Raw genomic sequence first — 18,797 nt, forward strand, 5'->3', positions numbered from 1 at the left:
CGGGCAAAGGACCTAAAACTGGCCTAACGTCACCTTTGTCGTATTCACAACAGCCGTCAAGTCACTGCCCTGTTCCAACGATCCTGGCGCGCCCGTCACAATCCGGTCAGCAGGGTCAACGCCGCACTGTAGCGGTTCTGCGCCACGCTCTCGGTCAATTGCGACCGCGCCATGAAGGACACCATCAGCCGGTCCGTTACCTCGGGCGTGGTGATGTCCTTGAAGCTGGAGCTGCCAAGAACGCGTTCGGCCGCGTCCATGAACTCTTCCAGCTGGCGTTCTACGGGCAGGTTGCCATAGCTGGCCCCGAAGCCGAAGGCGCCTTCGAAAACCTTCTTCAACGGCTGGTTGCCGATCACCTCGTACCACAGGGTCTTGTCCGAAGAGCTGCGCCCCTGCATCGCCTTCAGTTCGCGCGTCGCGTTCAAGGCCAGCCGCATGTTTTCGTCGCTTTCACCCACGCGCTTTTCATATTCGCGCTGCACGAAAGCCTGCGACACGGTCTCTGCCAGATCCGCTGCGGGGGCGGTGCTGCCAAAACCGAAAGCCTCGGCCAGCTTCAGATAGCGTTTGTCCGCCAGCCGGTTCACCAGAGAGCTTTTGTCGCTGGTATCGGATTCAAGAACCTTCTGGATGAACGCCTTGTTGGCGATGTCGCCTTCCAGACCGAATGCAGAAAGCGCCGTGTTCAGCAGGCGATAATCCTTGACCAGCTCCTCGGCCTTGGCGGCCTTGGCGATATTGTCCTTGAAATAGGTGGTCGAGCGGATCACCACCGGGTCCTGCGCCACGACCTGCAGCTGGCGGGCTTCGGTGCGCTGCAGGACCTTCCAGCCGGCCAGTCCTCCAAGGCCGATGGTGATCGCGCCGCCCATGGAACTACCTGGCAGCCGCGGCGAAGAGACGAGCCTCTCGCGGCAGCAATTCGCGCAGCTTGCGCATGGCCAGATAAGGATTTTCGTCGATGGCAGCACTGGTTGCATCAGCCAGCAGCAGGCGGCTGTCGCGGTCCTCGAAGACCTGGCTCAGCTGTTCGATGGCCAGCAGAAGTTGCTGACGCCCTTCGCGGGGCTCGGCATCGCCCGACAAGATCAGCTGCGCGATATAGCAGGCGCGGGACACGGGCGTCGCCGCCTTGTCGGGGTGGATCGCGTCACGCAGTCGCAGCACGTTCACGTTCGGCGTCTTGATGGCGATCCTGGACCGCCGGTCACCATTTTCGATGACCGCACCGTTGATCAGCACCCGTTCGTTCGGGGCCAGCTTCAGGACAAGCCCGCTCATGCGCCGACCTCGCCGCGCAGACCGCGCATGACGGTCATGTTGATGTCGATCAGCGGGTCCGAGGCCTGTTCGCCTGCCAGGACCGCCTGCCCGTGTCTGATCGAGAAGCTGGCAAGGGACAGCAGGCCTGCCTTGGTGGCATCGGGAAGGGCATTGCCCGGATCTGCCAGGTCGATGGCCAGCAGGGTCCATAATTCGTTGTTCTTGAGGACGGCCATGATGGTATCGCCATTGTCGGCCATTCGACCCGCCTGGCGCATCATCCGCGTCACCCGCGAAAAGACATCGTATTCCGCATCCCGCGCCGTGCGCAGGCCGCTTGTCTTGTACCCATGCTGGGTCAGTGGCGTTACCGCGTTCAAGGTCGTGTTTCCCGTTCTGGAATGGTGATGGGGTCAGGGGGCGCCGTTCAGCGCCCCCCGTTCTGTCATCAGCGGAACAGCGACATGACGGCCGAGGGCGACTGGTTCGCGATCGACAGCGCCTGGATGCCCAGCTGCTGTTGCGTCTGCAGCGCCTGCAGGCGGGCGGACGCTTCTTCCATGTCGGTATCGACCAGCGAGCCGACGCCCTGCTTCAGCGAGTCACCCAGCTTGCCGACGAAGTTCGCCTGGTCGCTGATGCGCTTGCCATCCGAACCCAGCTGTGCGGCACCCTTGACCGAGGCATCGATCATGGTTTCGATCGCCGTCACCATGGCTTCAGCCGTCGTGGTGTCGGTGATGCCGGTGTAGTCCGCGGACACACCCGTCGCCAGGTCGAGGTTCAACCCGCCTTCCAGATCGACAGTCGCGACGTCAATGACGTTGGCTGTCGTTTCGGCCGTACCGTTGGTCCGGTCCAGTGATCCGACGACACTCATCGAGGTGCCGGTTTTCAGCAGGTTCACACCGTTCAGCTGCGTCCCGGAAATGACCGAGGCGATCTGCTTGAACTTGGCGTCGATATCGGTGTCGATCTTGGCGAAATCGGCGGTGCTGACGGTTGCACCGATGGCCAGGTCCTTGATTTCCTGCAGCAGGTTGGTGACCTGCTCGGCCCCCGTGCGCGAGGTTGCGACGGTCGCGTCGGCCACGTTCAGGTTCGACTGGATCGCCTTGAATGCCGACTGGTCGGTTTCCATCACCTTCGAGATGGCCCAGACAGCGGCGTTGTCCTTGGCGTTGGCGACCGATTTGCCGGTCGCGATGTCGCTTTGGGTTTTACCCAGTTGCGAGTTGATCGACTTCAGGGTCTGAAGTGCGACGATCGAGCTGTTGTTGGTCAGAATGCTGGACATGTTGTCCTCCGTCAAAAGGTGCTTTGCACCGGGGTTTGCATTGATGGCCTTCTGACCGGACGGGCCTTTGCCCTGCGCCTTTTCTGGCATGTCACCGTTCTAACCGGCGGTGATTTACAACTAGTGAATGCAAGGTCTCCTCTCAAACAAACCTTGCGGTGCATTTTATCAAAATCTTTGCGGTGATACGGCGCGGGTGGCGGTGACCGTCTTGCGCCCTTGGGAATCATAGGTCTGCAGGCTGCGCGCCGCCTGGATGATGGCGCGCACCTGTTCGGCCGCCTGCTGCGCCCCCGAAAGCGAGGCCTGGGCAAGGTCACGCAGCTCGGCCAACGCAGGCTCCAGGGTGGCGCGGGTTCCGGCATCCACCCCCTGACGGGCGGCCGTGCGGACCAGATCTTCGATGCGGATCAGGGCGGCATGAGGATCGCCGGACAGAAGCGCGGCCCGGATCTGGCCCACCTGGCGTATCAGGGCGCGGCTCATGCGCCGGTCCCCCCGGCGATGCGGGACAGTCCCGGATTGAGGTTCAGGTCCAGCCGTCCGGCCAGGCTGGCGGCGTATTCGCGGGTCAGGAAACTGTTGAACTGATCCTCTCCGGCACCGCCCGAGAATTCGCCCTTCATCGACGAAGGCCCGCAATATTTCAGCATCTCTTCAAGGAACGCCTGTTCCAGTTTCGATTCGACCGTCACCTTCGGGTCGGTCGTCTGCGTAGGAACGATGGGGTCGATTTTCATGAAATTTCCCGTCAATGTCTGGATGGGGCCAAATAAGCAGACAGCCGTAAATAATTGGTAAGGAATCCCGGATAGGCAGGGAAAAACCACGGGGCTTTCAATGTCGGACATGCACGTCACCACCAGCCTGATCCCAGTCGCGGATATGCCGCCCGGCATTGCCCCGACGCCGCCAACGGTCGATTCGGGCTTTGATCCCGGTCTGCTGGACTGGACGATGGGCACCATGCAGGTGGCGCCGCAGGCGCTGACGCCCGGCATTCCCGTCATGCCGAAGGGCGGCGATCCACTGGCCCAATGGCTGCAACAGGCCAGCGGCATCAGCGCCGATTTTGCCCCCCCGCCAAGCGTCCTGCCCCCGGAATTCGCGGCCACGGCCACGCCGGCCCCCGCAGCGCCGATTGAAGAAATGGCGGAGGCCGAGCCGATCTTTGCGACGGTTCCGGAGCCGGAGATGTCCATACCGTCGGCCATGACGGCGGACGGTATGGTGGCGACATCCGAGGCCCCTGTCATTCCCGCACCGGTTGCGATGCCCCTTTCCCGCGAGGCTTTCGCCGAGGCCCGGAACGCGCCACCCATGGCGGGTGTGGCGGTGTCCATCGCGCTGCAAAGGCAGGATGCGCCCGTCCCCGCCACCGCGGCAGGTGCGACGCCAGAGGAACCGTCGGCGCAGGTGCCTCCGGTCCCGACACCCGTGCAGCCAACGCAGCCTGCCGACGCGCAGCCGCCCGTCGCCGCCAAGGCAACCGTCATGCCGCCCCTTGGCGGCAGGGCCGATCAGCGCACGCAGAAGCCCGCGCCCGCCCTTGCCGTGGACGCCTCTGTCAAGGCGACGCCGGTTTCACCCGAAAGCTTGTCGACCGGGGACAACATCGCGCCCACCATCGGCGATGCACCCCAATCGACCAATCCGGTGCAGTCCGAACGGCCGCGCAGCGTTGCTGAAGGCCCGCCCCTTGTCCACAAACCGGCGGCGCCGATCCTGCGGGATGCATCGTTCATTCCCGATCAGGCGGCAGCACTCGACGCCCAACCCCTTCAGCCGCATCGCGATGCCTCGTCTTCGACCGCGCCCGCCCTGGCCCCATCACATGCCCCGGCACCCCATGCGGACCCGCGCCCGGTGATGCAGCAGGTCACGTCGGCCATGGTCACGACCCGCAAGGATGCCACCGAAATCGCCCTTTCGCCCGAGGAGCTGGGACGTCTTCGGGTCGTCATGTCCGGACCGGATCGGAACCACGTCACCATCTGGGCCGAACGCCCCGAAACGCTGGATCTGGTGCGGCGCAACGCCGACATGCTGGTCCAGCATCTTCAGGAGGCCGGCATCGACACGATGGACATGGAATTCCGCCAGGATCACGGCGGCCCTTGGCAGGACGGCGATGCGGGAACCGCCCGTCCCGACCTTGATGACACCGATCGTCCCGTGACCACCCGCATGCAGATCGCAACGCCGCCGGTCAGCGACCGCCGCGTCGATATCCGGCTTTAGGAGAAACCCATGGTCGATGCCATCACCACCACCGCGACCCAGCAGGTCGGCGCCCAACCCACGGCCTCCGGATTTTCGGGTGCGGCGGGGGGCGACTTTCAGACCTTCCTGACCATGCTGACCGCGCAGTTGAAGAATCAGGACCCCCTGAACCCCATGGAGGGGACGGATTTCGCGATACAGCTGGCCACCTTCGCGGGGGTGGAACAGCAGGCGCTTGGCAACAAATACCTGGAACAGATGGCCGGGTCCGGTGGCGCAGGCGGCCTTGGCAGCATTTCGGGATGGATCGGCAAGGAGGCCCGCACGATGGCCCCCGTCTGGTTCGGCGACAGCCCCCTGACGCTGGACATCGCCCCCCATGCCATGGCCGACAATGTTCAACTGATCACCATGGACGGCAGCGGCAACGTCGTCGCCCGCGAGGAGATCGGGCCGGGCACGGGTCAGATCGACTGGTTCGGACGGGCCGAGGATGGCAGCAAGCTGCCCGACGGCACCTACAGCTTCACCCTGGAAAGCTGGCGCAACGGAGAGCTGATCGACGAGGCCCGTGCCGGTGCCTATGCCCGCATCACCGAGGCCCAGCTGGGTCCCGAAGGCGCCAAGGTGATCTTCCAGGGCGGCAGCTCTGCCCCTGCCGACCAGGTGACGGCGCTGCGCGACCCCGCGTGACGGCAGGGACGGCCCGGCCGGCTGGACAGACCTGTTGACGCGGAGATGCTTTCGACCTTAACCCGTGGCGACCCTGGCGCCGGGCGCATCGTTCCGCGCGGACTGAACGCCGGGGGCAGCCGCAGAAAGGACCCGTCATGACCTTCGACCGCACCATCAAGATCGCCCCTTCGATCCTTTCGGCCGATTTCGCCAATTTCGGCGCCGAGATTCGCGCCATCGAGGATCAGGGCGCCGATTGGGTCCATGTCGACGTGATGGACGGGCATTTCGTCCCGAACCTGACCTTTGGCCCCCCAGCCGTGAAGGCCTTCCGCCCGCATGTGAAGACCTTCATGGATGTCCACCTGATGATCGCGCCGGTCGATGCCTATATCGACGCCTATGCCGAGGCGGGCGCCGACATGATCACCGCCCATGTCGAGGCAGGCCCTCATCCCCACCGTACGCTGCAGGCGATTCGCGCCACGGGAAAGAAGGCGGGCATCGCCCTGAACCCCGGCACCCCGGTCGAGGCGGTCGAATACCTGCTGGACTTGGCCGACATGGTCCTGGTGATGACCGTGAACCCCGGCTTCGGCGGGCAGAAGTTCATCCACAGCCAGATCGACAAGATCGCCCGCCTGCGCGGCATGATCGGGGACCGGCCCATCCACATCCAGGTCGATGGCGGCGTGGATCCGGTCACCGCACCGCTGGTCGCCAAGGCAGGCGCGGATGTGCTGGTGGCGGGATCGGCGGTCTTCAAGGGCGGCTCGGTCGATCGGCCTTCGGTCTATGGCGACAACATGCGCGCAATCCGCGGGGCCATCGAAGCCGTTTGACAATCGGCCCGGCCGCGCGTCTGCTGCCCGCCGACATGACCGATGAGGAGGACGCGATGGATCTGGGCATCAAGGGAAAGCGGGCGCTGGTATGCGCGGCATCCAAGGGGTTGGGGCGGGGCTGCGCCGAGGCGCTGGCCGCGGCGGGCGTCGATCTGGTCATCAACAGCCGGACCGAATCCGAAATCACCCAGGCCGCCCATGAAATCGCCGAGAAATACGGCGTCAGCGTCACGCCGGTCGCCGCCGACATCACCACCGCCGAAGGCCGCGCCAAGGTGCTGGATGCCGTGTCGCAGGCCGATATCCTTGTCACCAACGCGGGCGGCCCGCCCCCCGGCGACTGGCAGGATTGGAGCCGCGACGATTTCATCAAGGCCATCGACGCCAACATGCTGTCGGCCGTGGCGCTGATGCAGGCGCTGGTGCCCGGCATGATGGACCGGGGCTGGGGCCGCGTCGTCAACATCACCTCGCAATCGGTGAAATCACCCATCGCGGTGCTGGGGCTGTCGAACACGGCGCGTGCCGGCCTGACGGGCTTTGTCGCGGGCATGTCGCGCCAGGTCGCGGGCAAGGGCGTCTGCGTGAACAACATCCTGCCCGGCATCCACGACACCGACCGTGCCACCGGCCTTGACGCGGGCGTGGCCAAGTCCAAGGGCATCACCCCGTCCGAGGCCCGCACCCAGCGCGAGGCGACCATTCCCACCGGCACCTATGGCCGGGCGGATGATTTCGGCGCGACCTGCGCCTTCCTGTGCAGCCAGCAGGCGCGCTTCATCGTCGGCCAGAACATCCTGCTGGATGGCGGCGCGGTGAACGCCACGCTGTAAGGGGCCGCAGTTGCGGGCCGGGGGTGGCCCTGATAGGCATCCCCGACCCTTTCCATCTGCCAAGGCCAAGATCGTGACGACGCCCCCAAGACTGGAAGTCCAGAGCCTGACCCGCGCCTTCGACGGCGCGCCCGTCGTCGAGGACGTCAGCTTCCAAGTCCAGGCCGGGCAGGTGGCCTGCCTGCTGGGGCCTTCGGGTTGCGGCAAATCGACGACGCTGCGGATCGTCGCGGGCGTCGACATGCAGGACAGCGGCCGCATCATGGTGGACGGCAAGCTGATCTGCGACACGCATTTCCGCGTCCCCCCCGAACGCCGCGCCATCGGGCTGATGTTCCAGGACTTTGCCCTGTTTCCCCATCTGCCCGTCCGCGAAAACGTGGCCTTCGGCCTTCCCGGCGGCTTCAAGGCCAACCGCGACCGCGTGACCGAATTGCTGGACCGGGTGCGCATGTCGGCCCATATCGACAGCTTTCCCCATGAATTGTCGGGCGGCGAACAGCAGCGCGTCGCCCTGGCCCGCGCCCTGGCCCCCCGCCCCCGCGTGCTGTTGATGGACGAACCGTTCAGCGGCCTGGACGAACGCCTGCGCGACGGCATCCGCGACGAAACCCTGGCTCTGCTGAAGGAGGAAGGCACCGCCGTCCTGCTGGTCACCCATGAACCGCACGAGGCGATGCGCATGGCCGACCAGATCCTGCTGATGCGTCAGGGGCGCATCGTCCAGCAGGGGGCGCCCTATAACCTCTATAACGCGCCGGTGGACCGGCAGGCGGCAGGGTTCTTCAGCGATATCAATGTTCTGGAAGGCACCGTCCAAGGCGCGCTGACCGACACGCCCTTCGGCCAATTCCTGACGCCGGGCATGCCCGACGGGGCGCGGGTCGATATCGTCATCCGCCCCCAGCATCTGAAACTGGATTTCGACCGTGCGGGCCAGGGACCGGCCCCCACGGTCGAAAACGGCACGGCGGCGCGCGCACGGGTCACGCGGGCGCGCTATCTGGGCCGCGAATCGCTGGTGGAATTCGCCACGGATCAGGGAAACATCAGCCTGAACGCGACGGTGCCGGGGGTCTTTCTGCCACCGGTGGACACGCAGATGTGGCTGATGCTGCGCCGCGACCGCGTCTTCGTCTTTCCCCGCAGCTAGCCCTGCCCCGTGGCCGCGCGATAGGCCGCCAGCACCTGTTCCAGATGCGCGCGACGCCCGGCGGGATCGGCCAGGCCTTCGCAGATCCGCCGCGCCCGGCCCGAGATGCGCCGACATTCATCCGGATTCGCCCGCGCCCAGTCCAGTCGTGCCTCCAGATCCGCCCCGCCCGAGGCCAGCGGGATATAATGCCGCCACGGCTTGCAAAGCCCGGTTGCGAAACTTTCCCAGCCATCCTCCTCTTTCAGGACGACGGCGTGGCTGTTGGCCAAAGGCAGGAAATCGGCGTCACCGTCGCTGCGCCCCAGGCAGATGGCATAGCGACCCTGCGGCGCATCATCGCGCATGGGGACGCTCAGCCCCGCCGCCTTCAGCGCGCGCCGCGTCCGGCCATCGGCCCGCAGCGCCAGATCGGTCCCCGCCATGCCCGCATGGGCCTTCAGGAACCGCCAGCGGGCGCTGCGCCGGATGGTTTGGGCATCGGGATGGTCTCCAAGGGCGCCTTCGACCCGAAGATGCAGATCCTGCGCGCCGGGGTCCTGGGCATAGCCCGACAGCGCGCCGCGCCAGACGGCGATGTCGGGGCGGTCGTCGAAGGGCGGATCATCGGCAATGCCGGCACCCGGAAAGCCCGCATTGCCGATGCGGTGCAACCAGGGCGCGGGCCACAGGAACACGTCGCTGGCCCCCCGGCGGCGCAACCCCGCGATCACCGGCCCGCCGGCAGGCTGGACGCTGCCCGTCAGGCAGGCAGGCCGCATGTCCAGCCAATAGCGGCCCGTATCCGTCAGCTGCGCGATGTCATTCGCGGTCGAAGTCGTGCGCAGCAGTTCGAAATGCCCGGCATCCTGATAGAAACGCCCATCCGGTCCACGCGTGACGGGCTGCGCCGCACCCTTGGAATCCGTCAGCCGCACCAGGTCCAGATCCAGCAGAAGCGCGTGATCGCCGGGGCATCCCGTCCGCCCCGTCAGCCGCGCGGGTCGGGCTAAGCCTGCCAATCGGGCGGCCAGCTTGTCCCGGCGGTCGGGGCGGATGTCGGATGCAGGGGCCTGCAGCATCTTTTGCAGACGTTCCGGATAGGACTTGCGGGCCTGGCGCACCCCCGCGCCCGGCGCCTTGGGCAGGACGGGCAGGTCGAACCAGGGGGCCAGGGCATCGCGGTAATCCTCGGGGGCGGCCCTGTCGATATCGATGTCCAGAAACCGGTCGCGGCCCGCGAAATGGGCGCGACAGCCGGCGATGTGGTCGTGCCAGTCCTGTCGCCAGATATCGCCCAGATCGGCCAGCGGCACCCCCAGGCAGGCCGCATAGCTGCGCGCATAGCGCCCGCCCCAATGCAGATAGCGGCTGGCGACCCAATCATCGACATCGCGCGTGTTCAAAAGAAAGACCGCATCCGGAAAGCTGGCATCCAGAAAGGCATAATCCTTGAAGGCCTCGATGACCGGCATGTTCAGGAACCGCACCGATTCCATGTCGGTGAAGGCGACGGTGTCGCGGGACCAGCGCTGCAGCGGTGCCCGCCCCGTCAGCCGCGAATAGGCGATGTCATCGGCCAGCGCACCCTCGGCCCAGTGGATGGCGGGAATGCCGTTCAGGTCGAACAGCCTGGCGATGAAGGTCGTGCCGCATTTGTTGAAGCCGATCTGGAAGAACTTGGGGGGCATCGGATCTTTCCGCGACAGGTCCGCCCGGACGATGGGCCGGGGCGGCGGGCGCTGTCAACCGCACCGCCCCCTAAGACAAAAGGCTTGCTTTGACAGCGGCCTGACAGTAGCACCATCACAGGAATTCGGGAGAAACCGGTGACAATCCGGGGCCGAAGGAGCAGCCGCCCCGGCGAACTCTCAGGCAAAAGGACCGTTTTCCCCAAGAACTCTGGAGAGTGGCCGCAAGGCCCGCCGAAGGGATAACGATCTCAGGCGCCCGATCCGGGCAGGGACAGAGGGGGCATCGACGCGCGGGCAGCTTGCCCGCCCAACCGATGCCGAGCTTTCGGCAGGAACAGCAGGAGGCCCCATGGCCGACACGACCCGCCGGACAGGTCTGCACGACCTTCACGTCGAACTTGGCGCCAGGATGGTGCCCTTTGCCGGATGGGACATGCCCGTCCAGTTCCCGATGGGCGTCATGGCCGAACATCTGCATACCCGCGAAAACGCCGGGCTGTTCGATGTCAGCCATATGGGACAGGTCCTGGTGCGCCCGCTGGACGGCAACATCCAGACCGCCGCGCTTGCGTTGGAAACGCTGATCCCGGCCAATGTGCTGGACTTGGCGCCGGGACGCCAGCGCTATGGCCTGTTCACCGACGGAAACGGCGGCATCCTGGACGATCTGATGTTTGCCAACCGGGGCGATCATTTCCTGCTGGTGGTGAATGCCGCCTGCGCCGAACAGGACATCGCCCATCTGCGGACGCTGGACGGCGTCGCCATCGAACCCGTGACCGATCGCGGGCTGGTGGCCTTGCAGGGTCCGCGTTCGGCGGGTGTGCTGGGGCGCCTGATCCCGGCCACCGTGGACATGCGCTTCATGGACAGCCTGACCTTCGGCTGGCAGGGGCACGAACTGTGGATCTCGCGGTCGGGCTATACCGGCGAGGACGGGTTCGAGATCTCGGTCCCCGCGACCGCGCTGGAGGCTTTCGCCCGCGCCCTGCTGGACCAGCCCGAGGTCGCCCCCATCGGCCTTGGCGCCCGCGACAGCCTGCGGCTGGAGGCCGGCATGCCGCTTTACGGCCATGACATGGACCCCGACGTGACGCCGGCCCAGGCCGCCCTTGGCTGGTCGATCCCCAAGGCCCGCCGCAACGGCGGCGCGCGGGCAGGCGGCTTTCCCGGCGCTGATGCCGTCCTGGCCGAACTGGAAACCGGCCCCGCCCGGACCCGCCGCGGCCTGCGCCCCGAAGGCCGCGCCCCCATCCGCGAGGGCGTCGCCCTCTATGCCGATCAGGCGGGCGGCGACGTTCTGGGCGCGGTGCGGTCGGGCGGTTTCGGACCCACCGTCGGCGGCCCGGTGGCCATGGCCATCATCGATGCGGACCTTCCCGAAGGCGCCACCATCTGGGCCGAGTTGCGCGGAAAGCGCGTTCCGGTCACCATCGCCGCACTGCCCTTTGTCACGCCCTCCTATAAACGCTGAAGGACCCTTTCCATGCTGAAATACACCGACGACCACGAATGGCTGCGCGCCGAAGGCGACGAGATCGTGGTCGGCATCACCAAACACGCCAGCGAACAACTGGGTGACGTGGTCTTCATCGAACTGCCCGAGGAAGGCACCGATGTCATTGCCGGAGACGAGATCGTGGTCATCGAATCGGTCAAGGCCGCCTCTGACATCACTGCCCCCGTCGGCGGCACCATCACGGCCGTCAACACCGCGCTGGCCGATGCGCCGGGCGACGTGAACGCCGATCCGATGGCGGCCTGGTTCTTCCGCATCAAGCCGGCCGATCCGGCCGCGATCGAAGGCTTCATGGACGAGGCCGCCTACAAGGCGCTGGTCGACTGATCCCGACCGGGGGCGGACCGCGCCCCCGGACACCCCCTCTCTGGAGCGTGACGCCGATGACCCGCTGGACAGCAAGCAACTACAACCCCGATGATTTCGCCAACCGCCGCCATATCGGCCCCTCGCCCGCCGAGATGGAGCAGATGCTGAAGGCCGTCGGCACCGACAGCCTGGATGCGCTGATCGACCAGACCGTGCCCCAGGCCATCCGCCAGAAGGACGTGCTGGACTGGCCCGCCCTGTCCGAGGCCGGCCTGCTGGCCCGCATGAAGGAGGTCGCGTCGAAGAACCGCGTGATGACCAGCCTGATCGGCCAGGGCTATTACGGCACCGTCACGCCCCCCGCGATCCAGCGCAACATCCTGGAAAACCCCGCCTGGTACACGGCCTATACCCCCTATCAGCCCGAGATTGCCCAAGGGCGGCTTGAGGCGCTGTTGAACTTCCAGACCATGGTCGCGGATCTGACCGGCCTGCCGGTGGCGAACGCATCGCTGCTGGACGAAGCCACCGCCGCCGCCGAGGCGATGGCCATGGCGCGCCGCCAGTCGAAATCGAAGGCCCAGGGCTTCTTCGTCGATCGCAACCTGCACCCGCAATCGATCGCCGTGATCCAGACCCGCGCCGCCCCCCTGGGCATCGAGGTCATCCAGGGCGACGCCCAGGACTTGGACCCCGCAGCCGTCTTTGGCGCGATCTTCCAGTATCCCGGCACCTATGGGCATGTCCGCGACCTGACCGCCGATATCGACGCCCTGCATGGCACGGGCGCGCTGGCCATCGTCGCGACCGACCTTCTGGCGCTCTGCGTCTTGAAGGAACCGGGTGCGATGGGTGCCGACATCGCCGTGGGTTCGGCGCAGCGGTTCGGCGTGCCGATGGGCTATGGCGGGCCGCACGCGGCCTTCATGTCCTGCCGCGATGCGCTGAAGCGCGCCATGCCGGGGCGGATCGTCGGCGTCAGCATCGACGCCTCGGGCAACCAGGCCTATCGCCTGTCGCTGCAGACCCGCGAACAGCATATCCGCCGCGAAAAGGCGACCAGCAACGTCTGCACCGCGCAGGCGCTGCTGGCAGTGATGGCGTCCTTCTATGCGGTTTTCCACGGGCCGGTGGGCCTGCGCGCCATCGCGCAGCGCGTCCACCTGCATGCCGTGACCATCGCCGACGCCCTGCGCGACGCGGGCGCGGATGTCGCCCCCGAGGCCTTCTTCGACACGATCACCGTGCGCGTCGGCGTGGGCCAGCAGGGCATCATGGCCGCCGCACGTCACCGTGGCATCAACCTGCGCAAGGTCGGCCGCGACCGCGTCGGCATCAGCGTGGATGAGACGACGGACGCGACCGTCATCACCAAGCTGCTGGACGCCTTCGGCATCACCGATGCGGCAACGCCCGCCACGGCGCCCGCCATCCCCGACGACCTGCTGCGCGACAGCGATTATCTGACCCATCCGGTCTTCCACATGAACCGCGCCGAATCCGAGATGATGCGCTATATGCGCCGCCTGTCGGACCGCGACCTGGCGCTGGACCGGGCGATGATTCCGCTGGGGTCCTGCACCATGAAGCTGAATGCCGCCGCCGAGATGATGCCCATCACCTGGCCGGAATTCGGCGCGCTGCACCCTTTCGCGCCGCATGATCAGGCGGCGGGATACCACGAGGCGATCGGCGATCTGGTGGAAAAGCTGTGCCGCATCACCGGCTATGACGCGTTTTCCATGCAGCCCAACAGCGGCGCGCAGGGAGAATATGCCGGGCTGCTGACCATCCAGGCCTACCACCGTAGTCGCGGGGACGATCAGCGCGACATCTGCCTGATCCCCGTCAGCGCCCATGGCACCAACCCCGCCACCGCGCAGATGTGCGGCATGCAGGTCGTGGTGGTGAAATCGGCCCCGAACGGCGATATCGACCTGGAGGATTTCGCCGACAAGGCGGCCAAGGCCGGCGACCGGCTGGCGGCGGTGATGATCACCTATCCCAGCACGCATGGCGTTTTCGAGGACACCGTGCGTCAGGTCTGCGACATCACCCATGATCATGGCGGACAGGTCTATATCGACGGAGCGAACATGAACGCGCTGGTCGGTCTGGTGAAACCGGGCGAGATCGGCGGCGATGTCAGCCACCTGAACCTGCACAAGACCTTCGCCATCCCGCATGGCGGCGGCGGTCCCGGCATGGGGCCCATCGGCGTGCGCGCGCATCTGGCCCCCTTCCTGCCCGGCGATCCGCAGTCAGGTGACAGCGGCGCGGTCAGCGCGGCGCCCTATGGCAGCGCATCGATCCTGCTGATCAGCTGGGCCTATTGCCTGATGATGGGCGGCGAAGGGCTGACGCAGGCGACCCGCGTGGCGATCCTGAACGCCAACTATATCGCGGCGCGGCTGACCGGGGCCTATCCGATCCTGTTCATGGGCAATCGTGGCCGTGTGGCGCATGAATGCATCATCGACACCCGTCCCTTTGCCGAACACGGCGTCACGGTCGATGACATCGCCAAGCGTCTGGTCGATAACGGCTTTCACGCCCCGACCATGAGCTGGCCCGTCGCAGGCACGCTGATGGTCGAACCGACGGAATCGGAGACCAAGGCCGAGATCGACCGCTTCATCACCGCCCTGCTGGCGATCCGGGACGAAATCACCGATGTCGCCGAAGGCCGGATCGGCGTCGCGGACAGCCCCCTGCGCCACGCCCCCCACACGGTCGAGGATCTGGTCCGCGATTGGGACCGCCCCTACAGCCGCGAACAGGGCTGCTTTCCGCCGGGTGCCTTCCGCGTGGACAAGTACTGGCCGCCGGTCGGGCGCGTGGACAATGCCCATGGCGACCGCAATCTGATCTGCACCTGTCCGCCGCTCGAGGCCTATGCCGAGGCCGCGGAATAAGGGACGAAGACCGCCCTGCGCAGTCCGGCTGCGCAGGGCATGACGTCACAGGATGAAATCATCCGCACCCAGATCCAGCTGACCCATCAGGCTGATCATCATGTCGGCGGTCGCGTCGCCGTCGATATCGATGATTACCCGGGTCCGGTCCGCGTCGATCAGCATCGCCAGCTGGCCCGCCTGTCCGCTCAGCCCGTCCAGCGACCATGTGAAGGCCTGATTGCCCTTGACCCCCATGTCCGCATCGATCGCCGACAGGTCGATAAGGTCGCGTCCGACACCGAAATCCTGGATCACGTCCGCCCCGGCGGCAAAGCGCCCCGAATCCGCCAGCATGTTGAACTTGAACACATCCGCGCCCTGCCCGCCGGTCATGAGGTCGCGCCCGCGACCGCCGATCAGCAGGTCATTGCCCCGACCGCCCGTCAGCTGATCGCTGCCCGCGTGACCCTCCAGGCGGTCACCGCCAAAGCCCCCCAGCAGCTGGTCCTGGCCCCCGCCGCCGATCACGGTATCGGCGCCATTGCCGCCCAGCAGGGTGTCGTTGCCGAAATCGCCCGTGATCAGATCGTTGCCAATGCCGCCATCAAGAAGATCGTTGCCCCCCCTGCCGGATATGCGGTCATCGCCGACATTGCCCCGCAGGATGTTGGCGGCGCCATTGCCGCCCAGGAAATCATCGCCGCCGCCGGCGGAAACGATTTCGATGCCGGTGATGACATCGCGACCAAACCCCGTGTCCTGCGCGCCGGTTCGCGCAAGATCGATGCGAATGTCGCGTGTTCCGCCAAAAGTCAGCAGGTCGGTGCCGCCCCCGCCATCGATGACGTCCGCGCCTATGTCCAGCGACAGCCGGTCGTCGCCAAGGCCGCCGAACAGCCGGTCGTTGCCCATGCCATCGATCAGGGTATCGGCACCCGATCCACCGCGCAGGACGTCGAAGCCCTTGCCACCCCACAGCAGGTCCGCGCCGCCATCGCCCAGGATCGTATCGGCGCCGTCATTTCCCTGCAGGCGGTCATCGCCGCCCTTGCCCATCATCCGGTCATCGCCGTCAAGACCCATCGCCCTGTCGTCACCGAAGCTGAGCCGGAAGACGTCGCTGCCCGACAGGACGCGGCTGATGAATTGCCGGTCGTCGGCCTGGCCCGCGCTTTCGGCGGCGGTCACCAGGTCGGACAAAGGCGTATCAAGGCCGCTGATCCGCCAGTCCTGGATCGTCACGCCCGCGCTTTCGGCAGCAATGGCGACCGCGTTCAGCGTGCCCATGATCGAGAAACCGTCCGAACCCAGCCGGAAATCCCGGCCGCCCAGATAGGCGCTGGAATCAAAGCCGCCATCGACATAGCTGATCAGGAAGACATCCTCGATGGCCTGGCCGTCGATGGCAAGATTGACGTCGTCGAAGAATTCGACATCGACAAGGTTGCGGCTCAGGACATTCAGATCCATCCGGGTCTGATCAAAGCGGGCATCTGCGGTCAGTCTCGCCATCTCGGCCTCCGGTTTGACAACGGAGGCCTGCAGCCATTTGCAGGCCTTCCGGCACGTGTGAACGCCTGAAACGTTAACGACCGGATTTTCCGTCTGTCAAAGGATAAAGCCTGCGGCCTGTTACAGCCCCGCGCCTTCCGGAAGGCCCAGCATGATGTTCAGGTTCTGAACCGCGGCCCCCGATGCGCCCTTGCCCAGGTTGTCCAGCACCGCGATGACATTGGCACAGCCCGCGTCCTCGTCGCCATGGACGCTGATCTGCATCACGTTGGTGCCGTTCATCGCGGTGGGATCGATCCGCGCGCCGATCTGGTCGGCGGGCACGACCTGCACGAAATCCTGCCCGGCATAGTGATCGGACAGCGCCTGATGCAGGCCCGCGATGCTGCGTTCGTCATCCAGATGCAGCGGCAGCTGTACCGCCATGCCCTGCGCGAAATTCCCGACCGAGGGCGAGAAGATCGGCTGGATCAGCAAGCCGCCATGGGTCATGATCTCGGGGATGTGCTTGTGGCGCTGCGTCAGGCCATAGACGAAATGCTGCGGCGCGGTCTGCGCCTCGTATTCCGCGATCAGGGCCTTGCCGCCGCCGGTATAGCCGCTGACGGCATTGATGGTCAGCGCCTCGTTTTCCTCGATCAAGCCGGCCGCCACCAGCGGGGCGATCATCGCGATCGAACCGGTGGAATAGCAGCCCGGATTGCTGACGAACCGCGCGCCCGCGATCAGTTCGCGCATCTCGGGGGCCAGTTCGGCATAGCCGAAGACCCAGTCCGGATCGATCCGATGCGCGGTCGACGCGTCGATCAGGCGCACATCCATGTCGCGGGTCAGTTCGACCGCCTCGCGCGCGGCATCATCGGGCAGGCACAGGATCGCGACATCGGCGGCGCGGAACGCCTCGGCCCGCGCCTCTGCATCCTTGCGGCGTGCGGGGTCGATCTGGATCAGTCGGATGTCGTCGCGTCCCAGCAGGCGGTCGCGGATCTGAAGGCCGGTGGTTCCGGCTTCGCCATCGATGAAGACGCTGTGGGTCATGGGACAACCTTCCTTTGGGGGGGTGCCGCCTGTCTAGCCGAACCTGTGCGGGGTCACAACGTCCATGCGCATCAGATGCTGCACAGCTGCGACCGTGTCAGAAAGCGCTTTTCCCGCCCGTTATCCAGGCTGAACATGCCGCCGCGCCCGGCCACAACGTCGATGATCAGGTCGGTATGCTGCCACGCCTCGTACTGGCTGGCCGAGATGTAGAAGGGCGCGCCGCCGATCTCTCCCAGTTTCACGTCGCGGTCGCCGATGCGGAATTCGCCTTGGGGATAGCACATGGGCGACGACCCGTCGCAGCAGCCGCCCGACTGGTGGAACAGGACGGGGCCGTGATCGGCCACGATTTCCCGGATCAGGTCCAGGGCTTCGGGGGTGGCGGTGACGGTGCTCATGACTTCAACCTCCTTTTCAGCAGGCGCAGCACCTGCTTTTCCTCGGGGCGCAGGTCCGCGCTGTTCAGATTGTCCTCGATGCTGTCCTGCAGTTCCAGCTTCAACTCGTCGGCCAGATAGGCATCGATGATCTGTGGATGGACATAGCATTTGCGACAGATGGTCGGCGTGTTCCCCAGACGCGCCGCCACGGTTTCGATGGCGTCGCGGATGTTGCGCTTGGCGGCGGCGTCGCTGTCGGCCTTTTCATATTCCGACAGCGCCAGGGCGGCCAGAACCGTGCCGGTCCAGGTGCGGAAATCCTTGGCCGTGATCTGCCGCCCCGAAATGTCGCGCAGATAGGCGTTCACATCCGACGATGACACCTGATGCCGCGCGCCGTCTTCATCCAGATACTGGAACAGGTGCTGGCCGGGGATCTCCTGCGCGGCCCGCACGATGCGCGCCACGCGGCGGTCGCGCAGCCCCAGATCCCATTCCTTGCCGCTTTTGCCGCGGAACCTGAACCGGATCCGGTTGCCGTCGAAGCTGACATGGCGATCACGCAGGGTCGTCAGGCCGTGCGACTTGTTCTGTTTGACATAATCCGAATTGCCGACGCGGATCATCGTGTGTTCCAGCAGATAGACGATGGTGCCCAGCACCTTTTCCGCGGGCATCCCGCGTCGCGACATGTCCTGATCGACCTGCGCGCGCAAGGCCGGCAGGGCCTTCGCGAAATCCAGCATGCGGTCGTATTTGGCACTGTCGCGGACCTCGCGGAAATCCGGGTGATAGCGGTATTGCTTGCGCCCCTTGGCATCGCGGCCCGTCGCCTGGATGTGGCCGCGCGGGTCCGGGCAGATCCAGACATCGTCATAGGCGGGCGGAATGGCCAGAGCCGCGAGGCGCTTGCGTTCGGCCTTGTCCCTGATCGTCCGGCCTGTTGCGTCGCGATAGGAAAAGCCCTTGCCCGACCTGACGCGGGTGATGCCCGCCATGTCGTCGTTCACGTAAATCAGGCCCGCGCTTTCGGCGGCGTCCTGGGGGTCGATGATGCAGTCCTTGGGCATGTGGGGCAGTCCGACAGGGAGGGGATGCGTCCTGCCCCAACGCCGCAGATCCCCCGGCGGTTGCCGAAGGATCGGTGGGCGGCCCCGGCGGCCCGCCCACCGTT

19 protein-coding genes and 1 riboswitch are annotated in these 18,797 nt (G+C 66.0%); of the genes, 8 read left to right on the forward strand and 11 right to left on the reverse strand.

What is annotated here, in order from left to right:
• Nucleotides 1-95 precede the first annotated feature (95 nt).
• The 6 genes from IE00_RS08570 to IE00_RS08595 form a co-directional block, all read right to left on the reverse strand.
• Complete coding sequence (locus IE00_RS08570; protein WP_072296661.1) at nt 96-875, reverse strand: DUF1217 domain-containing protein; 780 nt, start codon at nt 873-875, stop codon at nt 96-98.
• Between the two features lie 4 nt (nt 876-879).
• Nucleotides 880-1,284: a flagellar biosynthesis repressor FlbT gene (flbT, locus tag IE00_RS08575; protein ID WP_072296662.1), complete on the reverse strand. Its 405-nt coding sequence runs from the start codon at nt 1,282-1,284 to the stop codon at nt 880-882.
• Nucleotides 1,281-1,646 carry a flagellar biosynthesis regulator FlaF gene (gene flaF / locus IE00_RS08580; RefSeq protein ID WP_072296663.1) on the reverse strand — a complete coding sequence of 122 codons (366 nt, stop codon included), beginning with the start codon at nt 1,644-1,646 and terminating at the stop codon, nt 1,281-1,283. Before flaF ends, flbT begins: the two co-directional genes overlap by 4 nt.
• Before the next feature lie 68 nt (nt 1,647-1,714).
• On the reverse strand, nt 1,715-2,563 hold the full coding sequence (locus IE00_RS08585) for a flagellin (RefSeq protein WP_072296881.1): 849 nt from the start codon (nt 2,561-2,563) through the stop codon (nt 1,715-1,717).
• Nucleotides 2,564-2,731: 168 nt separating this feature from the next.
• Nucleotides 2,732-3,049 carry a hypothetical protein gene (locus IE00_RS08590; RefSeq protein ID WP_072296664.1) on the reverse strand — a complete coding sequence of 106 codons (318 nt, stop codon included), beginning with the start codon at nt 3,047-3,049 and terminating at the stop codon, nt 2,732-2,734.
• Complete coding sequence (locus IE00_RS08595) at nt 3,046-3,303, reverse strand: rod-binding protein (protein ID WP_072296665.1); 258 nt, start codon at nt 3,301-3,303, stop codon at nt 3,046-3,048. Before IE00_RS08595 ends, IE00_RS08590 begins: the two co-directional genes overlap by 4 nt.
• Nucleotides 3,304-3,403: 100 nt before the next feature.
• Here IE00_RS08595 and IE00_RS08600 point away from each other — a divergent pair, with 100 nt between their 5' ends.
• From IE00_RS08600 to IE00_RS08620, 5 genes are all read left to right on the forward strand, one after another.
• Complete coding sequence (locus IE00_RS08600) at nt 3,404-4,804, forward strand: flagellar hook-length control protein FliK (RefSeq protein ID WP_072296666.1); 1,401 nt, start codon at nt 3,404-3,406, stop codon at nt 4,802-4,804.
• Between the two features lie 9 nt (nt 4,805-4,813).
• Entirely contained in the window at nt 4,814-5,479 is a 666-nt protein-coding gene (locus IE00_RS08605; RefSeq protein WP_072296667.1) for a flagellar hook capping FlgD N-terminal domain-containing protein, read from the forward strand.
• Nucleotides 5,480-5,616: 137 nt separating this feature from the next.
• Nucleotides 5,617-6,303, forward strand: a complete 687-nt coding sequence (rpe, locus tag IE00_RS08610; protein ID WP_072296668.1) for a ribulose-phosphate 3-epimerase — start codon at nt 5,617-5,619, stop codon at nt 6,301-6,303.
• Between the two features lie 56 nt (nt 6,304-6,359).
• A complete protein-coding gene (locus IE00_RS08615) occupies nt 6,360-7,139 on the forward strand; it encodes an SDR family oxidoreductase (RefSeq protein ID WP_072296882.1) in 780 nt (259 codons plus the stop codon).
• A gap of 73 nt (nt 7,140-7,212) precedes the next feature.
• Nucleotides 7,213-8,292, forward strand: a complete 1,080-nt coding sequence (locus IE00_RS08620) for an ABC transporter ATP-binding protein (RefSeq protein WP_083554191.1) — start codon at nt 7,213-7,215, stop codon at nt 8,290-8,292.
• Here the strand turns inward: IE00_RS08620 and IE00_RS08625 are convergent.
• A complete protein-coding gene (locus tag IE00_RS08625; protein ID WP_072296669.1) occupies nt 8,289-9,962 on the reverse strand; it encodes a glycosyl transferase family 90 in 1,674 nt (557 codons plus the stop codon). The genes IE00_RS08620 and IE00_RS08625 overlap by 4 nt on opposite strands.
• Nucleotides 9,963-10,078: 116 nt before the next feature.
• Nucleotides 10,079-10,168: riboswitch (glycine riboswitch) on the forward strand.
• A 146-nt stretch (nt 10,169-10,314) separates the two neighbouring features.
• Between IE00_RS08625 and gcvT the strand changes: the two genes are divergently transcribed.
• From gcvT to gcvP, 3 genes are read left to right on the forward strand one after another with little or no spacing between them, the layout of a single operon-like run.
• Complete coding sequence (gene gcvT, locus IE00_RS08630; RefSeq protein WP_072296670.1) at nt 10,315-11,439, forward strand: glycine cleavage system aminomethyltransferase GcvT; 1,125 nt, start codon at nt 10,315-10,317, stop codon at nt 11,437-11,439.
• A 15-nt stretch (nt 11,440-11,454) separates the two neighbouring features.
• The gene (gcvH, locus tag IE00_RS08635; protein WP_072296884.1) at nt 11,455-11,811 is read left to right on the forward strand and encodes a glycine cleavage system protein GcvH; all 357 of its coding nucleotides are present in this window, start codon (nt 11,455-11,457) and stop codon (nt 11,809-11,811) included.
• A gap of 56 nt (nt 11,812-11,867) precedes the next feature.
• Nucleotides 11,868-14,708: an aminomethyl-transferring glycine dehydrogenase gene (gene gcvP, locus IE00_RS08640; protein ID WP_072296671.1), complete on the forward strand. Its 2,841-nt coding sequence runs from the start codon at nt 11,868-11,870 to the stop codon at nt 14,706-14,708.
• Between the two features lie 45 nt (nt 14,709-14,753).
• Here the strand turns inward: gcvP and IE00_RS08645 are convergent, their stop codons facing one another.
• The 4 genes from IE00_RS08645 to IE00_RS08660 form a co-directional block, all read right to left on the reverse strand.
• Nucleotides 14,754-16,202: a calcium-binding protein gene (locus IE00_RS08645; RefSeq protein ID WP_072296672.1), complete on the reverse strand. Its 1,449-nt coding sequence runs from the start codon at nt 16,200-16,202 to the stop codon at nt 14,754-14,756.
• 120 nt (nt 16,203-16,322) lie between these two features.
• The gene (gene argC / locus IE00_RS08650) at nt 16,323-17,240 is read right to left on the reverse strand and encodes an N-acetyl-gamma-glutamyl-phosphate reductase (RefSeq protein WP_072296673.1); all 918 of its coding nucleotides are present in this window, start codon (nt 17,238-17,240) and stop codon (nt 16,323-16,325) included.
• A 71-nt stretch (nt 17,241-17,311) separates the two neighbouring features.
• Entirely contained in the window at nt 17,312-17,641 is a 330-nt protein-coding gene (locus IE00_RS08655; RefSeq protein ID WP_072296674.1) for a DUF779 domain-containing protein, read from the reverse strand.
• Nucleotides 17,638-18,693, reverse strand: a complete 1,056-nt coding sequence (locus tag IE00_RS08660) for a DNA topoisomerase IB (RefSeq protein ID WP_072296675.1) — start codon at nt 18,691-18,693, stop codon at nt 17,638-17,640. Before IE00_RS08660 ends, IE00_RS08655 begins: the two co-directional genes overlap by 4 nt.
• Between the last annotated feature and the right edge of the window lie 104 nt (nt 18,694-18,797).

Source organism: Paracoccus sp. SM22M-07 (genome assembly GCF_001887735.1).
GTDB lineage: Bacteria > Pseudomonadota > Alphaproteobacteria > Rhodobacterales > Rhodobacteraceae > Paracoccus.